The 18,483-nt window shown below is 42.3% G+C and carries 15 protein-coding genes; all 15 read right to left on the reverse strand.

Annotated elements, in window-relative coordinates; all coding sequences use genetic code 11:
* Window positions 1-364: 364 nt before the first annotated feature.
* The 15 genes from BCY91_RS00580 to pdxA all read right to left on the reverse strand — a co-directional run bounded on the left by BCY91_RS00580 (window position 365) and on the right by pdxA (window position 18,474).
* Window positions 365-1,375: a LacI family DNA-binding transcriptional regulator gene (locus BCY91_RS00580; RefSeq protein ID WP_120180069.1), complete on the reverse strand. Its 1,011-nt coding sequence runs from the start codon at window positions 1,373-1,375 to the stop codon at window positions 365-367.
* Window positions 1,376-1,532: 157 nt separating this feature from the next.
* Window positions 1,533-4,349 (reverse strand): carbamoyl-phosphate synthase large subunit, encoded by a 2,817-nt coding sequence (carB, locus tag BCY91_RS00585; RefSeq protein WP_120180070.1) that lies wholly within the window; start codon window positions 4,347-4,349, stop codon window positions 1,533-1,535.
* 124 nt (window positions 4,350-4,473) lie between these two features.
* Window positions 4,474-5,469: an energy transducer TonB gene (locus BCY91_RS17805; protein WP_245988957.1), complete on the reverse strand. Its 996-nt coding sequence runs from the start codon at window positions 5,467-5,469 to the stop codon at window positions 4,474-4,476.
* 129 nt (window positions 5,470-5,598) lie between these two features.
* Window positions 5,599-7,080, reverse strand: coding sequence for a tetratricopeptide repeat protein (locus BCY91_RS00595; protein WP_120180071.1), 1,482 nt, complete (start codon window positions 7,078-7,080; stop codon window positions 5,599-5,601).
* An 85-nt stretch (window positions 7,081-7,165) separates the two neighbouring features.
* Window positions 7,166-7,915: a zinc ribbon domain-containing protein gene (locus tag BCY91_RS00600; protein ID WP_120180072.1), complete on the reverse strand. Its 750-nt coding sequence runs from the start codon at window positions 7,913-7,915 to the stop codon at window positions 7,166-7,168.
* Window positions 7,915-9,012, reverse strand: a complete 1,098-nt coding sequence (locus BCY91_RS00605; RefSeq protein WP_120180073.1) for a Nif3-like dinuclear metal center hexameric protein — start codon at window positions 9,010-9,012, stop codon at window positions 7,915-7,917. Before BCY91_RS00605 ends, BCY91_RS00600 begins: the two co-directional genes overlap by 1 nt.
* Before the next feature lie 54 nt (window positions 9,013-9,066).
* Window positions 9,067-11,346 carry a Tex family protein gene (locus BCY91_RS00610; protein WP_120180074.1) on the reverse strand — a complete coding sequence of 760 codons (2,280 nt, stop codon included), beginning with the start codon at window positions 11,344-11,346 and terminating at the stop codon, window positions 9,067-9,069.
* A 121-nt stretch (window positions 11,347-11,467) separates the two neighbouring features.
* On the reverse strand, window positions 11,468-12,346 hold the full coding sequence (gene tatC, locus BCY91_RS00615; RefSeq protein ID WP_120180376.1) for a twin-arginine translocase subunit TatC: 879 nt from the start codon (window positions 12,344-12,346) through the stop codon (window positions 11,468-11,470).
* A gap of 71 nt (window positions 12,347-12,417) precedes the next feature.
* A complete protein-coding gene (accC, locus tag BCY91_RS00620; protein WP_120180075.1) occupies window positions 12,418-13,764 on the reverse strand; it encodes an acetyl-CoA carboxylase biotin carboxylase subunit in 1,347 nt (448 codons plus the stop codon).
* Between the two features lie 67 nt (window positions 13,765-13,831).
* A complete protein-coding gene (gene accB / locus BCY91_RS00625) occupies window positions 13,832-14,329 on the reverse strand; it encodes an acetyl-CoA carboxylase biotin carboxyl carrier protein (RefSeq protein WP_120180076.1) in 498 nt (165 codons plus the stop codon).
* A gap of 61 nt (window positions 14,330-14,390) precedes the next feature.
* A complete protein-coding gene (locus tag BCY91_RS00630; protein ID WP_120180077.1) occupies window positions 14,391-15,380 on the reverse strand; it encodes a beta-ketoacyl-ACP synthase III in 990 nt (329 codons plus the stop codon).
* Between the two features lie 12 nt (window positions 15,381-15,392).
* On the reverse strand, window positions 15,393-16,334 hold the full coding sequence (gene plsX, locus BCY91_RS00635) for a phosphate acyltransferase PlsX (protein ID WP_120180078.1): 942 nt from the start codon (window positions 16,332-16,334) through the stop codon (window positions 15,393-15,395).
* Between the two features lie 129 nt (window positions 16,335-16,463).
* The gene (rpmF, locus tag BCY91_RS00640; protein WP_120180079.1) at window positions 16,464-16,655 is read right to left on the reverse strand and encodes a 50S ribosomal protein L32; all 192 of its coding nucleotides are present in this window, start codon (window positions 16,653-16,655) and stop codon (window positions 16,464-16,466) included.
* A 13-nt stretch (window positions 16,656-16,668) separates the two neighbouring features.
* Window positions 16,669-17,199, reverse strand: coding sequence for a YceD family protein (locus tag BCY91_RS00645; RefSeq protein WP_120180080.1), 531 nt, complete (start codon window positions 17,197-17,199; stop codon window positions 16,669-16,671).
* 219 nt (window positions 17,200-17,418) lie between these two features.
* Complete coding sequence (gene pdxA, locus BCY91_RS00650) at window positions 17,419-18,474, reverse strand: 4-hydroxythreonine-4-phosphate dehydrogenase PdxA (RefSeq protein ID WP_120180081.1); 1,056 nt, start codon at window positions 18,472-18,474, stop codon at window positions 17,419-17,421.
* Between the last annotated feature and the right edge of the window lie 9 nt (window positions 18,475-18,483).

The following is an 18,483-nucleotide window of genomic DNA, read 5'->3' on the forward strand; positions in this document are numbered from 1 at the left end:
TGGTTTTAAATTGGTTTAAATCTTTTGTGTTTTTACACAATCCCAATGTACAACTGCGCAGCAGAAATAAAAATTTTTTAACAATTTATTTTTTCGAAGTAAAAAAGAGGTTAAAGCGCCGCCACAAAAAAGATAAATCAAAGCAAAAAAACACTTAATAAAATATTGATTATTAGCAATTTACAACAAAATAAAATTGACAATGGTGTAAGTTTTACACAGATGAAAAACCTACTCAAAATTGGGAACGTTCCCAAAAAAATAGATGTTTTTTTTGGGAACGTTCCCAAAAAAACAGCAAAATTCTGCGTAAAACACACTAAGCCAAGAAATTTTTTGCTTTTTTTAGCCCTCAAAAAGAGCCCTAATTTGTGGATGTTCGGTAGATGATTTTTGATGCCAAAACCACCTTATTTTTTGCTTCTTTTTGTTCCCCTTTTCCATTCAAAATATCAAATAAAAGTTTAGCGGCTAAACTACCAATCTCTACCGCCGGCTGGGTTACTGTAGTTAAAGATGGGTTTAACAAAGGCGCTATCTCTAAACTGGAAAAACTGATGATTTTTAAGTCGAGCGGAATATTGATATTCAAATCATAACAGGCATAATAGGTAGCAAAAGCCAACCGCTCTACAGAAGCAAAAATCCCGTCGATATGAAGATTTTGCAGGGCGTGCTTTATAATGGGGTCGTTTTCTTCGTAGCTGTTAGAGCAATTAATCACTAAACTTTCATCAACCGCAATGCCATGTTTTTTTAAGGCGTCAACATATCCGCGTTCGCGCACCTTACCAATAGATAAATCATTTTGCACCACCAAAAAAGCTATTCGTTTGCACCCTTTATCAATAAGATGTTCTGTAGCTTTAAAGCTACTTTCGTAATCGTCTGTAATAATTTTTGGGGTATCTATATCTTCATAAACACGGTCAAACTGTACCATGGGCAGGCGTTTGGCACCAAACTCGTGCAGGTAATTGTGGTTTACTGCCTCGCCAGATACCGAAATGATAATCCCCTCTGCACGGCCATTGTGCAAATGTGTAATTACGTCAACCTCTTTCTCAAAATCATCCTCGGTAGCGTAAATTAATATATTGTAGCCGTGGCCCTTGGCAACTTTCTCTATTCCATGTATGGCTTGCGAGAAATAATTGTTGGCCAACTCGGGCACTATAATGGCTATGGTTTTACTTTTTTGGTCGCGCAAGCTACTGGCATAATGGTTTGGCTGGTAGTTTAACTCTTTAGCTTTTGCTAAAATTAAATCTTTGGTAACCTGCTTAATGCCGCTGTTGTTTCTGAAAGCTCTTGAAATGGTTGAGGTAGATAAATTGAGCGCCTCTGCCAGCTGTTTAATATTAATACCTGCCATTTTTACTTTTTATACAAATATAGCCTTAAAAAAAACGAGACTGCAAATGCTAAGCCTCTTTTGCTAAGACGCTGGCACCGTTGAAAACGTTACCCTGAAAATAAAAAAACCATCCGTTTTTGTTGCGGATGGTTTAAATATAGGTATGCTCAAAAGCTTACTTGCTCAAATACATTGATTTTTCGCGAGAAAGCTGAATGAAATATGGGTCTTCCAAATCTTTGATGAAACGGATAGCTTCGCCGGTCGATTTCATCTCTGGACCTAATTCTTTCTGTATCTCGGGGAATTTATTGTAAGAAAAAACCGGTTCTTTAATGGCGTAGCCTTCTAGTTTACGTACAATGGTAAAGTCTTTTAACTTTTTAGTACCCAACATTACTTTGGTAGCGATGTTGATGTAAGGCACTCCATAAGCTTTCGCGATAAAAGGCACCGTACGTGACGCACGCGGGTTGGCTTCAATAACATAAACATCCTCATTTTTAATGGCAAACTGCATGTTCATCAGCCCGCGGATGTTCAATGCTTTCGCAATTTTAGCGGTATACTCTTCCATCTTTTTTACCACGTTTTCAGACAAACTGAAAGTTGGCAATACGGCACTCGAGTCGCCAGAGTGGATACCCGCCGGCTCGATATGCTCCATCATACCTATGATATGCACATCCTCACCATCGTAAATACTGTCTGATTCTGCTTCTTCGGCACGGTCCAAAAAGTGGTCAATTAACACGCGGTTGCCCGGCAAATCTCCCAAAAGTTTTACTACCGCCGTTTCCAGCTCTTCATCATTAATCACAATGCTCATGCCTTGGCCACCCAATACATAAGACGGACGTACCAGCACCGGATAACCCACTTCGTTAGCTACCTTTAAAGCTTCCTCTGCGCTTTCGGCAACGCCATATTTAGGGTAAGGGATATCTAGCTCTTTCAATAAATCAGAGAAACTTCCGCGGTCCTCGGCAATATCCATATCTTCAAAAGACGTTCCGATAATCTTGATGCCCTTCTCGTGAAGCTTTTCGGCCATCTTTAAAGCGGTTTGCCCACCTAGCTGAACAATTACGCCTTCAGGTTGCTCCAAATCAATAATCTCGCGTACGTGCTCCCAAAAAACTGGCTCAAAATATAATTTATCTGCCATGTTAAAATCGGTAGAAACCGTTTCTGGGTTACAGTTAACCATAATCGCTTCGTAACCTTCTTCATGCGCAGCAATTAAACCGTGCACGCAAGAATAATCAAACTCGATACCCTGACCAATACGGTTTGGCCCCGAGCCTAATACAATCACTTTCTTTTTATCAGAAGGTACAGATTCGTTTTCGCCATCATAAGTGGAGTAGAAGTAAGGTGTTTGTGCCGGGAATTCAGCCGCACAGGTATCTACCATTTTATAAACACGGCGAATGCCTAGTTCTTTCCTGCGCTCGTAAACTTCATCTTCGGTAACGTTGCCTAAAATCCAAGCTATTTGCACGTCCGAAAAGCCTTTTTGCTTAATGCTGTAAAAAACATCTTTAGGGATGTTGTTTAAAGAGTAGCGTTTTAGCTCTTGCTCTATTACCGCCAGCTCTTGAATCTGATTTAAGAACCAACGGTCTATTTTAGTCACTTTACGGATTGATTCGACCGGAACGCCCATGCGCATGGCATCTTTAATGGCAAACAGCCTGTCCCAGCTTGGGTGCTCTAGTTTGTCCATAATGTCCTCGATGTTGCGGTTTTGCTTACCATCAGAACCTAAACCTGCGCGACCGATTTCTAAAGATTGACAGGCTTTTTGCAAAGCCTCGATAAATGAACGGCCAATGCCCATCACCTCGCCCACAGATTTCATTTGCAAGCCCAGCTCTCTGTTTGCGCCTTTAAACTTGTCAAAATTCCAACGAGGGATTTTAACAATCACGTAATCCAAAGTAGGCTCAAAATAAGCCGAGGTAGTTTTGGTAATTTGGTTTTCAATTTCATCCAGGTTGTAACCGATGGCTAGTTTAGCCGCAATTTTTGCAATTGGGTAGCCAGTAGCTTTTGATGCCAAGGCCGATGAACGCGAAACGCGAGGATTAATTTCAATTGCGATGATGCTTTCGTCTTCTGGGTTTACCGAGAACTGCACGTTACATCCGCCGGCAAAATTACCGATGGCGCGCATCATTTTGATGGCTTGGTTACGCATCTCTTGGTAGCAACGGTCAGACAGGGTCATGGCCGGCGCAACCGTGATAGAGTCCCCGGTGTGGATACCCATTGGGTCAAAGTTTTCGATAGAGCAGATGATGATCACGTTGTCGTTATTATCGCGCAATAGCTCTAGCTCGTATTCTTTCCAGCCCAAAACGGCTTGCTCTACCAATACTTCGTGCGTTGGCGATGCCTGCAAACCGTGAGAAAGTGCGGCATCAAAATCTTCTTTTTTATGTACGAAACCGCCTCCGTAACCGCCCAAAGTATAGGAAGGACGAATTACCAACGGAAAACCGATGTCTTGCGCGGCTTCTTTACCTTCTAAGAAAGAGTTGGCAATTTTGGATTTGGCCACCCCGATGCCGATGTCTACCATTAACTGGCGGAAAGCTTCGCGGTTTTCTGTTTTTTCAATGGCTGCGGTATCTACGCCAATTACTTTTACCCCGTATTTTTCCCAAACGCCTCTTTCTTCTGCTTCAATGGCTAAGTTAAGCGCGGTTTGGCCGCCCATTGTTGGCAATACAGCATCAATTTTGCGCTCTTGCAAAATTTCTTCAATAGAGGCTACGGTTAAAGGTTTTAAATAAACATGGTCTGCAATAACCTCATCTGTCATGATGGTTGCAGGGTTAGAGTTGATGATGGAAACTTCGATTCCTTCTTCTTTTAAAGATAAAGAAGCCTGAGAACCGGCATAATCAAACTCACAAGCCTGGCCAATGATAATAGGGCCCGAACCGATGATTAAAACTGATTTAATGGAATTATTTTTTGGCATGGCGTAAATTTAAGGGGGATTTTACGCTTTGTATAAAACAAAAATCCCGACTTGTTTGTCGGGATGCAAAGATAGGAAATGTAAAGCTTTTTTGCTCAACTTTTTTAGATTTTGTGCGCTAACCTTAAAAATTATCAAAACGGCTTTTGCTGCGGTTTGGCGTTGTTTGTTGTTGCAACTGGAAAAACAGCGGAATAGTGTACGAAACCCGCACCGCTTTACCGCGCTGTATGCCCGGCTCCCATTTAGGCGAAAGGTTAATTACACGCAAAGCTTCTTCATCGCAACCGCCGCCAATTCCTCTAAGTACTTTGGCATCTGTGATGGCGCCGTCTTTTTCTACCACGAAAGAGATGAATACCCTACCTTGTATGTTTTTCTGCTTAGCTTCGGCAGGATACCTCATGTTTTTACCAACAAAACGCCCAAACGCAGGTGTACCGCCAGGGAATGCTGGCAACTTTTCTTCCACATCGTACTCAACAACCTTTCCGCTGGGCTCAATGGTTTTGCCTTTCACAAACTTGCCCTCGTTATACTCGGAAATATAAACTTCGTCATCAGTAGTGTTATAGCTTCGCCATTCGCCATGTTTAATTCCGTTTAGATATTCTTCCCGGCACAAACGCCCTTTTTTATCTTTATACTCGTAAACGCCGGTTCCGTTTTTATCTAGCAAGGCTTTCCCTGTGTCGTCGTTAATTTCCAACACTATAGTCTTAACTTTCTTATCTACCATTTCATTGCGCACTTTTTTGGCGACCGTCTTGTTGCTATGGTAATATGTTGCCAGACCCTCCTTATGCCCAGAGACATAAGCTATTTCAGATTCTTTTTCGCCGTTACCATAAAAGGTGATTACTATGCCATTATAGCTGGGGTTTACGGTTTTGGTGAGCGAATTACCAATGCGTCGTACTCTTTTTTTAGTATCATACTCAACTACATCGTACAAGCCTTCATTATTTTTTGTGTTAGATACAGTTCTGATAGCTTTAGCGCTGTCTGCGTTTTCAACTTGCTTACCTTTATCGTTAAGGTAATAGGTTGTTTTGTTTTCTTGACCATAAGCTAAAATTGCGCAAAGCCAAATAAGTACGGAAGTAATAATTGCTTTCATATTTGTTTAGGTTTATATTTTTAGTCGCTCTCATATATTGAAGTAAACGACACGTTTTTTTCGTCTTTTAAGGTTTCGATGCTTATACAATTTTACACAAAAACGAAATAATATTGCGCATAAATATTCTTAATATCCCATCCTTTTCAAACCCTCTTTAGCTTTAGATTCGATGCTGTTCTCGTATTCGTGGTTTTTCATCGCGATGGCTTGTTTATAAAAATTGGCTGCGCGGGCTTTGTCGTTTCTTTTCTCAAAGATGTGCCCAATGCTTAATGCGGCGTTGGCTGCGTAATAGTAGCTGGTGTTCTTGCCCGCATATATTGCTTTTTGGTATTCTATCAAAGCTTCATTATCACGCGAAAGCTCATCATAAATGCGCCCTAGGCGGTAGTGGAATTCGGTTTTATCGCGCAAGAGCTTAAAGTCATTTACATCTTTACCGCTCAAAGTTTGTAAAGCTTTACTGTAGTAACCGCCGTCAAACTGAAAACGCGCTTTTAACAGGTTAATATCCGGACGTGCATCATTGGCTTCTTTCAAAGCCTGCTTATCTTTTTCGTCGTATAAATCGCCTTGGCTTTTTACCATTTTTAAAAATGCCTGATAGTGGTTTTCATCGCCACGCAACAAATAATAATAGGCAAGCTTTAGGTAGCCGTCTTTCACATAATTAATGCCGTTATACTCTTTTAGATAGCTGGCTAAGTAAACATTGGCATCCGTATCCATACGGTTAAGCTTGGCGCTGCCCATTAAATAATCCAGTTTTGGGAAGTCTAGGTAAGCGCTGCCGCGCGGACGCTTTGCCAAATAGGCAATAGCGCTGTCGTTGTGTGCATTTCGGCTGGCTACGTAACCTTGCAGATAGCTTTTTAACAAGCTTTGGCTGTTCATGCGGTTGGTGTAGGCCATTATTTTGTTGTAGTTTGATTTATCCGGCAGCAAATCGGTTTCAATGTAGCACAAGAAAAACACCACCTCATCGGTATAAAAGCCATAATTGCTTTTGGATAAACTGCTCATCAAACTTTCTAAAGTTTTAATGCCATTATTTACGTTACCGCTAAAACCGAAAGTGCTGGCAATGCCTTTTACGTTGGACGGGATAGAACCCAAAATAACGTCAATTAAACCCGAGCTTTTCTTGTTAGGCAAAAATGAAGGAAATTTTTTCTGATTTTCTGACAGCAGATTGTCCGCCTTTTTAACATCAAAGCCAGAAGATAAATATTCCTGAAAACGGCTTTTCAACAATCCCCACTGCAAATAAACTTCTGCCTGTGCAAACAGGTAATAGGGCGAGTTTTTGTCTTGCTTTGCCAGATAGGAAAGCCGGCTATCGCGATTGCTCTTTAAACGGTTATAGTCTGCCTTGCTTTCCGAAGATAGGATGGTGAAAAAATCGATATAATTCTCTAAAAGCGCCACAATGGCATTGTTAGGGTTGGCGCTTTTTTCTTTTTTCAAAAGGCTTTGCGCGTCTTTAATGCGGAGATCAAAAATAGCATTGTAAGCGTTTACGCAATTGCTGTTAAAATCAAAGTTGGCTTTGCTGTGTAGGGTGCTTAATAAAATGAGGGATAGGGCAAGCAGTGCTTTTTTAAACATCTGTCAAAAATATTTGGGCTGTAAAAAAGAAAAACATCTTGAGGCGTGTCAAGATGTTTCCCTATGAACAATAAAAATACCAATCTTAAACTGCGGTACCTTTTATTTCTTCTGCCATGGTTTCGTCAACCAAAATTCTTCCGCAGTGCTCGCAAACAATAATTTTTTTACGCTGACGGATGTCTGATTGTCTTTGAGGCGGAATTTGGTTAAAGCAACCCGAGCATGAATCACGCTCGATAGTTACCACAGCCAAACCGTTTTTGAAGTTGCTTCTTAAACGGTTGTAAGCAATTTTTAAGCGGTCGTCTATTTTTTCAGCAGCTTTATCTGCCTCTTTTAACAACACCTCTTCTTCTTTTTGCGTTTCTGCGGTAATGCTCTCTAGCTCGGCTTTTTTACCTTCTAAATCTTTTTTGCGGTCTTCTAAAGCAACCAAAGCATTTTCGTACAATTCGGTTTTGCTGGTAATCTCAAACTGTATTTCTCTGATTTTCTTCTCGGAAACCTGTACGTCTAGGCCTTGTATTTCAATTTCTTTAGCGATGGCGTCAAACTCGCGGTTGTTTTTCACGTTGTTTTGCTGCCCTTCGTATTTTTTAATCAATGCCAAAGACTCTTTAATCATATTTTTACGATTAACGATGGCATCTTCTAAATCATCTAACTCCGATTTTATCTTTTGGATACGGGTTTCTAATCCGGCAACGTCATCTTCTAAATCTGCTACTTCCATTGGAAGTTCCCCACGGGTCTGACGGATTTTATCAACTTTGGTGTGGATGGTCTGTAGCTCGTATAAAGCCTCAAGCTTTTGTTCTACGGTTTGTTCCATTAAGACAAATATTTTATTGGGTTTGTATTACTTTCTGTTAAACGGATTGCAAAGTTAGGAAATTTTTTTGTAATAATATCTAAGAGCAAATGTTGCGTAAACTGCTCGCTTTCAAAATGTCCAATGTCTGCAATAATCAGTTTTTCTTCGGCATCAAAAAATTCGTGGTACTTAAAATCGGCAGTAACAAACGCGTCTGCTTGCGCCGCAATGGCGTTTTTCAGTAAAAAACTTCCCGAGCCGCCACATACCGCAACGCGTTTTATTTTTTTATCCAAAATTCGGGTGTGCCTTATCACCTGCAAACCCATCGATTTTTTAAGGTGTTGCAAAAAAGCCAGCCCGTCCATTTCTTCCGGAAGTTCGGCAATCATGCCGGCGCCTACCTGTTGGTAGGCATTATCTAAGCTGTAAATGTCATAAGCAACTTCTTCGTAGGGGTGGCTATCTAATAAAGCGGCTAATATTTTGCGCTCGTTTTGTATCGGATAAATGACCTCCACTTTTTGCTCTTTTTCAAAATGTAGTTCGCCTTCGTCGCCTATATAAGGGTCGGCTTTTTCATTGGCTTTAAAACTGCCCGTACCTTCAATGCTAAAACTGCAATTGCTGTAATTTCCAATTTCGCCGGCGCCGGCTTCATAAACAGCGTTTTTTACCTTATCCGCCTGGGCGATTGGCACAAAAAAGCTGAGTTTTTTTAGGATGTCTTTTTTGGGCACCAAAATTTTGCAATTGTTTAAGCCAATGGTTTCACAGATTTTGGCATTAACGCCAGTTGCCACACTGTCTAAATTGGTGTGAATGGCATACACTGCAATATTATGGGCAATGGCTTTCATGACCACACGCTCTACATAAGTGGCGCCGTTAAATTTTTTTAAGCCTTTAAATACGATGGGGTGGTGCGAGATAATGATATCAAAACCGCCGGCGATAGCTTCATCTACGACAGCTTCTGTACAATCTAAACTTATCAGCGCCTTGTTTATTTCCGTATCCGGATGCCCTACAATTAAACCCGAGTTATCATAACTTTCTTGGTAATTGCTTGGCGCGATAGACTCTAGGTAGTTTGTTAATTCTTTGATCTGCATAAATTCAAAAATATGGTTTAAGCCTTATACCTCCCAACCATTCATCTTCTCACTTTACTTAAATTTCCCCATCAAAGCCGCCAATTTTGTGGCCATATCGCCTTCGTTTGCAGGTTTGGCGGTTTCTTTTTTCTTAAATTGTTCTGGCTTGCGCGATGCTACTTTGTGTGCCGGTTTTTTCTCTTTCGCTTCCGCCGATTTTTTCTCGCCACTTTTCATGCTTAATGAAATGCGTTTGCGCGCGACGTCCACTTCTGTAACCGTTACGTTTACCCTTTGTTGCACTTTTACCACCTCGTTAGGGTTGCTCACAAAACGGTCTGCCAGCTGACTTAAATGCACTAAACCATCCTGATGCACGCCAATATCTACAAAAGCACCAAAATTGGTGATGTTGGTAACAATCCCCGGCAACTTCATGCCCACTTTTAAATCCTCAATTTTATTAATGCCATCCGCAAAAGCGAAAGCTTCAAAAGTCTTGCGCGGGTCGCGGCCGGGTTTGGCTAGTTCGGCCAAAATATCCTGTAAAGTAGGTAAACCCACTTCATCGGAGATGTATTTCTTCAAATCTATCTGCTGCCTTAGTTTGGCGTCTTTCAGCAAATCGGCAACAGCACAATTAAGGTCTTTGGCCATTTGCTCTACCAAGGCATAACGCTCTGGATGCACGGCACTAGCGTCTAAAGGGTGTTCTCCGTTTCTGATGCGTAAAAAACCCGCAGCCTGTTCAAAAGCTTTATCGCCCAGGCGCGGCACTTTTTTTAGCGACGCGCGATTTTTGAACGCGCCGTTATTATTGCGGTATTCCACAATGTTTTGCGCTAATTGTGGGCCCAAGCCAGATACATAAGCCAATATTTGTTTTGATGCCGTGTTTAGCTCAACACCAACGGCGTTAACGCAACTAACCACAGTATCATCTAATGAGCTTTGCAGCTTATTTTGATCAACATCGTGCTGGTACTGCCCAACGCCGATAGATTTTGGATCAATTTTTACCAATTCTGCAAGTGGATCCATCATCCGGCGGCCGATAGAAACCGCTCCGCGCACGGTAACGTCGTGATCCGGAAATTCCTCTCGCGCCGTTTCCGAAGCCGAATAGATAGAAGCGCCACTCTCGTTCACCATCACCACCAAAACGCCGTCTAAAGCCTGTGCTTTTACAAAATCTTCCGTTTCGCGGCTGGCTGTTCCGTTGCCTATGGCAATGGCTTCAATGGCGTATTTCTGTACCAAAAACTTTAGCGTTTGCGCGGCTTCTTTGGCACCTCCGGCTCCGCTGTGCGGATAAATGGTGGCGTTCTCCAACAGTTTCCCCTGCTCATCTAAACACACCAGTTTGCAACCTGTTCTAAAGCCCGGATCTAGTGCCAGCACCCGTTTTTGCCCAACCGGCGCAGCCAACAACAATTGACGTGCATTTTCTGCAAATACGCGGATAGCTTCCTCATCCGCCAATTGTTTTGATTTTAAGCGCGTTTCTGTTTCCATAGACGGTTTTAGCAAACGCCTGTAGCTATCGTCAAGCGCTGTTTTTACCTCCGCGCTCTTCTTATTGTTGCCTTTGATAAACAGGCGCTCTAAAATAGCAATGGCCGCTTCTTCCTCTGGCAGGGCATCTAATTTTAAAATCAATTCTTTCTCGCCACGGCGCATGGCCAACACCCGGTGCGACGGCGCGTTTTTCAATGGCTCGGCCCATTCAAAGTAATCTTTGTATTTAATGCCTTCTTCTTCCTTGCCTTTTAAAACCTCAGAACGGTAGGTTCCTTTTTCAAAAAACAATTCGCGCAAAGCGGTACGCGCTTCCGCGTTTTCCGAAATCATTTCTGCTATGATGTCTCTTGCGCCTTGTAAAGCTTCCGCAGTGCTGTTAACTCCTTTTTCTGCGTCAACAAAATCATTCGCAAAAAGCTCTGGATCTTGGTTGTCCTGTTCAAAAATTTGCAGTGCCAATGGCTCCAAACCTTTTTCTCGTGCAACAGACGCTTTTGTTTTGCGCTTTGGTTTGTATGGCAAGTAAATATCTTCCAAAACAGCTAAAGTTTCGGCATTTACGATGGCTTCTTTTAACTCATCGGTGAGTTTGCCTTGTTCTTCAATAGATTTTAGAACGGTTTCTTTGCGCTTATCTAGCTCTAGCAGCTGCTGCATCCGGTCCCTGATAGCTGCAACTTGCACTTCATCTAAGCTGCCCGTCATTTCTTTACGGTAGCGCGATATAAAAGGCACGGTGGCGCCTTCGTTGAGTAAATTTATGGTGGCCTGCACTTGCTTGCTGCCTACGTTTAGCTCTTGCGAGATCACAAGAATGTGTTGCTCTGACATGGATTTTGGATGTTGAAATAATTTAAATAGCTGTTCCCTATCCCGCCAAGGCGGAAACAGAAAGATATTTTAAAACCTAAACGTACTGCTTCGGCTTAAATTTTATGTTTAAAGATGTAGATTAATTAGCAAAAAACTCGCGCTCGGCTTTTTCCTTTTTCTTTTGTACCCGTGCCGAAACGTGGATGCTCAGTTCGTATAATAAAAACAGCGGAAAGCTCACCGTTAACATGGTTGGGATATCTGGCGTTGGCGTTACAATGGCCGCAATAACCAAAATGATGATAACAGCGTAACGGCGTTTGTCGCGCATAAAACTTGGGGTCATCACACCTAATTGCGATAAGATGTAGATGACGATGGGCAGCTCGAAAACGGCTCCGGTACATAAAGTTAGTGTGGCTACGGATGAAAAATACGAATCTATGGTGATGGTGTTTTCAATATCCGGGCTGATGCTGTAGTTGGATAAAAAGTTTACCGATAGTGGAGCAACGATAAAATAACCGAAAAGCAAGCCAACGATAAACAGCAGGCTGGCATAAAACACAAAACCGCTGGCAGATTTACGCTCGTTATCTTTCAAGGCCGGTTTTACAAAACGCCAAACTTCCCAAAGCAAATAGGGGAAGCCTAAAACGAGGCCGGTCATTAAAGCCGAGTTAATTTGCAAGGTAAACTGACCCGCCATCTCGGTGTTGATGATTTTTCCGGGAATATTGGTAATGCAAAAGCCCGGCCCCATGTTAAAATACTCGCCAATGCGGCACATGGCGCGGTAGGTCCAAAAGCTGGGCTTGTGCGGTCCCATAATTACGGTATCAAAAATAAAATCGTAATAAATAAAGCAGATGATAGTGAAAAAAATAACGGCAACCGAAGCGCGGATAAGGTGCACGCGAAGCTCGGCCAAATGGTCAAAGAAAGACATTTCGCCTTCTAAGTTTTTCCCTTTGTTTTTTACCGATTTAACTAAATCCTGATTTCTTTTTGTACTCATTATCAATGCCGCAAACAAAAATACCATTTTGAATTACGTCAAAATGGTATTTAAGGTTTTTATATTTTGCCTTAATCCTCTTCGCTGTATTCAAAAGTTTCCATAAACTTAGTGGTAAAATTACCGGCCCTAAAGTTTGGATCTTTTAAAAGTTTTAGATGGAAAGGGATTGTTGTTTTAATGCCTTCAATTACAAACTCGCTTAACGCGCGCTCCATGGTATTTAACGCTTCTTCGCGGGTTTGTGCCACGCAAATGAGCTTGGCAATCATCGAATCATAGTTTGGTGGGATGATATAGCCTGCGTAAACGTGCGTATCAACGCGTACGCCATGGCCTCCTGGCGAGTGGAAATGCGTGATTTTCCCTGGCGATGGCCTAAAATTGTTGAACGGATCTTCGGCATTGATGCGGCATTCTATGGCGCACATCTCCGGATAATATGATTTTCCGGTAATCGGGATGCCAGACGCGACTTTAATCTGCTCTTTAATCAAATCAAAGTTGATAACTTCCTCGGTCACCGGATGCTCTACCTGAATACGGGTGTTCATTTCCATGAAGTAGAAGTTACGGTGCTTATCTACCAAAAACTCTACGGTTCCGGCGCCTTCGTATTTTACGGCTTGTGCACCTTTAATGGCCGCTTCGCCCATTTTTTCGCGCAGTTCTTGCGTCATAAAAGGCGACGGCGCTTCTTCTACCAGTTTTTGGTGGCGGCGCTGTATAGAGCAATCTCTTTCCGATAGGTGGCAAACGGTACCAAACTGGTCGCCGATGACTTGAATTTCTATATGGCGTGGATCTTCGATGTATTTTTCCAGATACATGCCGTCGTTGCCAAAAGCCGCGGCAGATTCTTGACGGGCGGAGTTCCAGGCATCCTCGAAATCTTCTTCTTTCCAAACCTGGCGCATACCACGGCCGCCACCACCTGCGGTAGCTTTCAAAATAATTGGATAACCTATTTTATTGGCAATCTCAATACCTTGTTTAACATCTGTAAGTAAACCTTCGGAGCCGGGGATGGTTGGCACGCCGGCGGCTTTCATGGTGTCTTTTGCAGATGCTTTATCGCCCATGCCGTTGATTTGCTCGGCAGTTGCGCCGATAAATTTAATGCCGTATTCTTTACAGATGGCAGAAAACTTGGCATTTTCTGATAAAAATCCGTAACCGGGATGGATGGCATCGGCATTGGTAAGCTCTGCCGCCGAAATAATGTTTGGGATATTTAAATAAGAATCTTTACTGGCAGGCGGGCCTATACAAACTGCTTCATCTGCAAAACGCACATGTAAGCTTTCCCTATCTGCGGTTGAATATACTGCTACCGTTTTAATACCCATTTCTTTACAGGTACGGATAATACGCAGTGCAATCTCGCCTCTGTTGGCGATTAATATTTTTTTGAACATAATTTTGGTTTTATCTAAGCTGATTTGTTTTTACGTACGCTTTTGCGCACAACTATCTACAAATTAACTAAGACGGATCTACCAAGAACAATGGCTGGTCGTACTCTACCGGTTGAGAGTTTTCTACCAATACTTTCACAATTTTACCAGAAACTTCCGATTCAATTTCGTTGAACAGTTTCATCGCCTCAATGATGCACAACACTTGGCCTGCAGAAATCTCATCTCCAACGTTAGCGAAGCTAGGTTTATCTGGTGATGAAGAACGGTAGAAAGTACCAATCATTGGTGATTTAATAGTGATGTACTTGCTGTTGTCTTCACCTGCTGGTGCAGCGGGGCTTGCTGCTGGTGCCGGAGCTGCCGCTACTGGAGCCTGTTGCGCAACCGGAGCCGCAATTTGTGGAGCCGCTACCGCTGCCGGTATGGTTGCGTTTACATAAGTTGGCTCCTGAGAAGTCTTTATCGTGATTTTGAAATCTTGCTCTTCAATAGAAACTTCATTCACCCCCGATTTTGCTACAAACTTAATCAGGTCCTGAATTTGCTTAATGTCCATTCCCATGTTGGTGTGGTTTTAAATTATGGTTTTAGAAATCTAATATAATAATTATCTATAAAATCAATTAGTAGGCCCATTTAAGGTAAACAGAGCCCCAGGTAAAGCCTCCGCCAAAAGCGGCCAAAACAATATTGTCGCCTTTTTTCAGTTTGCTTTCCCACTCCCACAAACATAAAGGTATAGTGCCGTTTGTGGTGTTGCCGTATTTTTGGATGTTGATCATCACCTTCTCTGAACCTACGCCCATGCGGTTAGCGGTAGCGTCAATAATCCGTTTGTTAGCTTGGTGCGGCACCAGCCAAGCAATATCTTCTGCCGTTAAATTGTTGCGCTCCATAATTTCGGCAGCAACATCAGCCATGTTGGTTACCGCAAATTTAAATACAGCTTGGCCTTCTTGGTACACGGCATGCTCGTTAGCATCAACCGTTTCATGGCTGGCAGGTTTTAATGAGCCGCCGGCTTTAAGGTTTAAATAATTACGGCCCGCGCCATCGCTTTTTAACACAGAATCTATCAGCCCGTTGCCTTCTGTGTTTGGCTCTAATAAAGCCGCACCGCAACCATCACCAAAAATAATGCAGGTTACGCGGTCTTTATAGTTGATGATAGACGACATTTTATCGCCACCCACAACCAACACTTTTTTATGCTTGCCAGATTCGATAAACTGGGCGCCGGTGCTTAAACCGAAAATAAAGCCCGAGCAGGCGGCCTGCAGATCATAGCCCCACGCGTTTTTAGCTCCAATTTTATCGGCCAAAATATTTGCCGTTGCCGGGAAAGGCATATCCGGTGTTGATGTGCAAAAGATAATAAGATCTATTTCTTCTGCGCCTATGCCGCGTTTTTTTAACAAACCTTCTACAGCTGGCACCGCCATATCTGATGTTGCTAAACCCTCGCCTTTTAAAATCCTTCTTTCTTTAATGCCGGTGCGCGTAGTAATCCACTCGTCATTGGTGTCTACCATTGTTTCTAGCTCGTGGTTAGTAAGCACATAATCGGGCACATAACCGTGTACGGCAGTAATAGCAGCGTGAATTTTGCTCATATTTCGGTGTGTTTAAGAATTGAAAGCAGTCTTGAACTTTTCAATAATTTGGGTTTCAACCATGTCTTTCGACAATAGTATCATATTTTTAATGGCTTCAGGGCTGGATATCCCGTGCCCGATAATTACCGGAGCGTTAACTCCCAAAATCGGACTTCCGCCGTATTGTTCGTAATTGAATCTGTCGAAAAAATCGTCTTTAAACCCTTTTTTAAGGGTTAAAACGTAAAAAGATTCTGCCAGTTTTAAAACCACGTTTCCGGTAAAGCCGTCGCAAACGATGATATCAGCTTTGGCATTAAATAAATCGCGCCCTTCAATATTACCGGCAAAATTAATGCTATTGTTGGTTTTTAAAAGCGGATAGGTAGCCTGCGTTAGCATATTACCCTTTTCCTCTTCCTCGCCTAAGTTCATTAAACCTACTTTAGGTTGCTCAATTTGGTAAATATGCTTGGCGTACAAACTGCCCATAATGGCAAATTGCACCAAATGCTCGGGCTTGCAATCTGCATTGGCACCGGCATCAACCAATAAACCAAAACCGCCTTTTTCTTTTGGGATTACGGTAGAGATAGCCGGACGTAAAACGCCTTCTATTGCTTTAACGCTAAACATAGCGCCCACTAACATGGCGCCTGTGTTGCCCGCAGATGCAAAAGAATCTATTTTGCCTTCTTTTAACTGCTGGAAACCTACAGAAATGCTGGAGTTGGCTTTTTGTACGATAGCTTTTGTTGGGTGCTCGCCCATGCCAATCACTTCGCTGGTTTGTACGTATTCGAAAAAATCGGGGTTGAAGTTTTGTGCTTCTAAGATTGGTGTAATTTGGTCTTTATCTCCAAATAATACAAGGTGTTGGTCTTTTGATAGGTTTTGGTGTGCTGCAATTGCTCCTAATACGGTTGCTTTCGGCGCGTAATCGCCGCCCATTATATCTAAACCAATTTTCATTGAGATAAGTTGTTTTTGATGAAGGGATACTCTAAAACAACAACATTGCGTTTGCGAGTTTCAAAAAAAATCCTTGTGTAAGGTAATAAAATACTTTTTACCAGCACAAGGATTTTTGCTTGCATATAATTATGCAATAGAAGTATTTTCTATTAACAATTTACCTTTTAAGTAAAGGTTGCCGTCAACGTTGTATGCTCTGTGTGGCGTGTGTACCGCGCCGGTTTCTTTATCAAACCATAACGAAGGTGCAGTAGCTTTGTAATGCGTTCTTCTTTTATCTCTTCTTGATTTAGAGACTTTTCGTTTTGGATGTGCCATTTTTTCCTATTTTTTAATTTTTCTTAATGTTCTTTAAAGCGTCCCAGCGCGGGTCTTGCGCCGTGCCTTCTTCATTTTCTACAGAAAGCTCGGCAATTTTGCTTAGCATTTCTTTATCGCAAGCCGGCGTGTTGCCCGGATCTTCGCAAACGTTAATGTACGGAACTGTCAAATTGATCATCTCATAAATGAATGTAGATACATCAACCTCGGTTTCGTTTTTAGTGATGACCATTACTTCTTCACTATCGGCCAAATCATCAGATTCTGTGAATTTGGCAATCAGCCGTTCTTCGGTTTCTACCGTTTTTGGGAAATCTGCCAAACATTTATCGCAGTTTAGCACAATTTCTCCTTTGATGCGGAAATCCAAGAGCATCATGGTCTCTTGTTTCTCCAGCAGCAAATTTACCTTTAGCTTTCCGTCTTTCACTAAAGAATATTCAAACTCGTCAAAGAAGCTTTTGTCAACCTCATAATCAAACTGGTGCTGACCAAGCTTTAAACCTGTGAACGGTATGGAATATTGTTTTAAAGATTTCAAAGTTCGGCAATTAAGCCTGCAAATTTAGGAAAAATAATTAAGCCGTAAAGGTTTTTTTAAAATTTAGAAACAGGCAATCAGCAAGCTTGTAAAGCGGGCTAAACTTGGTTTAAGATGCTTTAAATGCCGTTTTTTCTGACGTCTGCTTTCTGTTTAATGCGCACTGATGCCTAGCAATGTTCTAAAATTCTGCGTAAAAACGGGCTAATGCTGTTTTTTTTAATCCCTATCCCGGCTATGTTTGCTGAACGGAAGTGTGTTTTCTACCATCTGCTGCTGCTCCCGGCGACGCTTAACAATATGTATGGCTTTAAACAATGCATCCATAAATGAGCTTGGCGATGCGGAGTTTTTACCTGCTATATCATAGCCGGTGCCGTGGTCTGGCGAGGTACGTACAACCGGTAAACCGGCTGTAAAGTTTACGCCGTGGTGGAAAGCCAAAGATTTGAAAGGGATTAAACCTTGATCGTGGTACATGGCCAGTACCGCATGAAATTGGCTAAAAGCTTGGTTGCCAAAGAAACCATCGGCCGGGAAAGCGCCAAAAGCGAAAATGCCTTCTTTGTTGGCTGCCTCAATTGCGGGGTGAATAATTTCTTCTTCTTCTAAACCGATCAAGCCGCTATCGCCCGCATGCGGATTTAAACCTAAAACGGCAATCTTCGGTTTTTCAATCCAAAAATCGTATCTCAGCGAATGGTTCATCAGCCTAAGCTTAGATAAAATAGCTTCTTGTGTAATGTTTTTGGCAATATCTTTTACTGGAATATGCCCCGTAACTACGCCAACTTTCAGCTCGTCACTTACCAAAAACATCAGCGAATCTGGCGAGCCGGCCTTCATTTGGATATACTCGGTATGCCCGTGAAAGGTGAATTCGTCACTTTGGATGTTGTGTTTGTTGATAGGCGCCGTTACTAAAGCGTCAATTTTGCCGGACACTAAATCGTCGGTTGCGCGCTGTAACGATAAAAAGGCATACTTTCCGCCAATGTCATTGGCTTTGCCCAGTTCAATCTTTACATCTTCGTCCCAGCAGTTGATCATGTTGGGCTTTCCGGCATGGGCATGTTCTGCCTGGGTAATCACCTGGAAAATAAATTCTTGTATGCCTGCGGCCTTTCTGTGGAACGATGCTACCTTGGTGTGGCCATAAACAATGGGCGTACAATACTGGTAAATTTTGGCTTCGGATAAGGTTTTGATGATTACCTCTAAACCAATCCCGTTTACGTCACCTATAGATATTCCAACTTTTAATAGCTCGCTCATACAAAAAAT

The organism is Pelobium manganitolerans (assembly GCF_003609575.1).
GTDB classification, from domain to species: domain Bacteria; phylum Bacteroidota; class Bacteroidia; order Sphingobacteriales; family Sphingobacteriaceae; genus Pseudopedobacter; species Pseudopedobacter manganitolerans.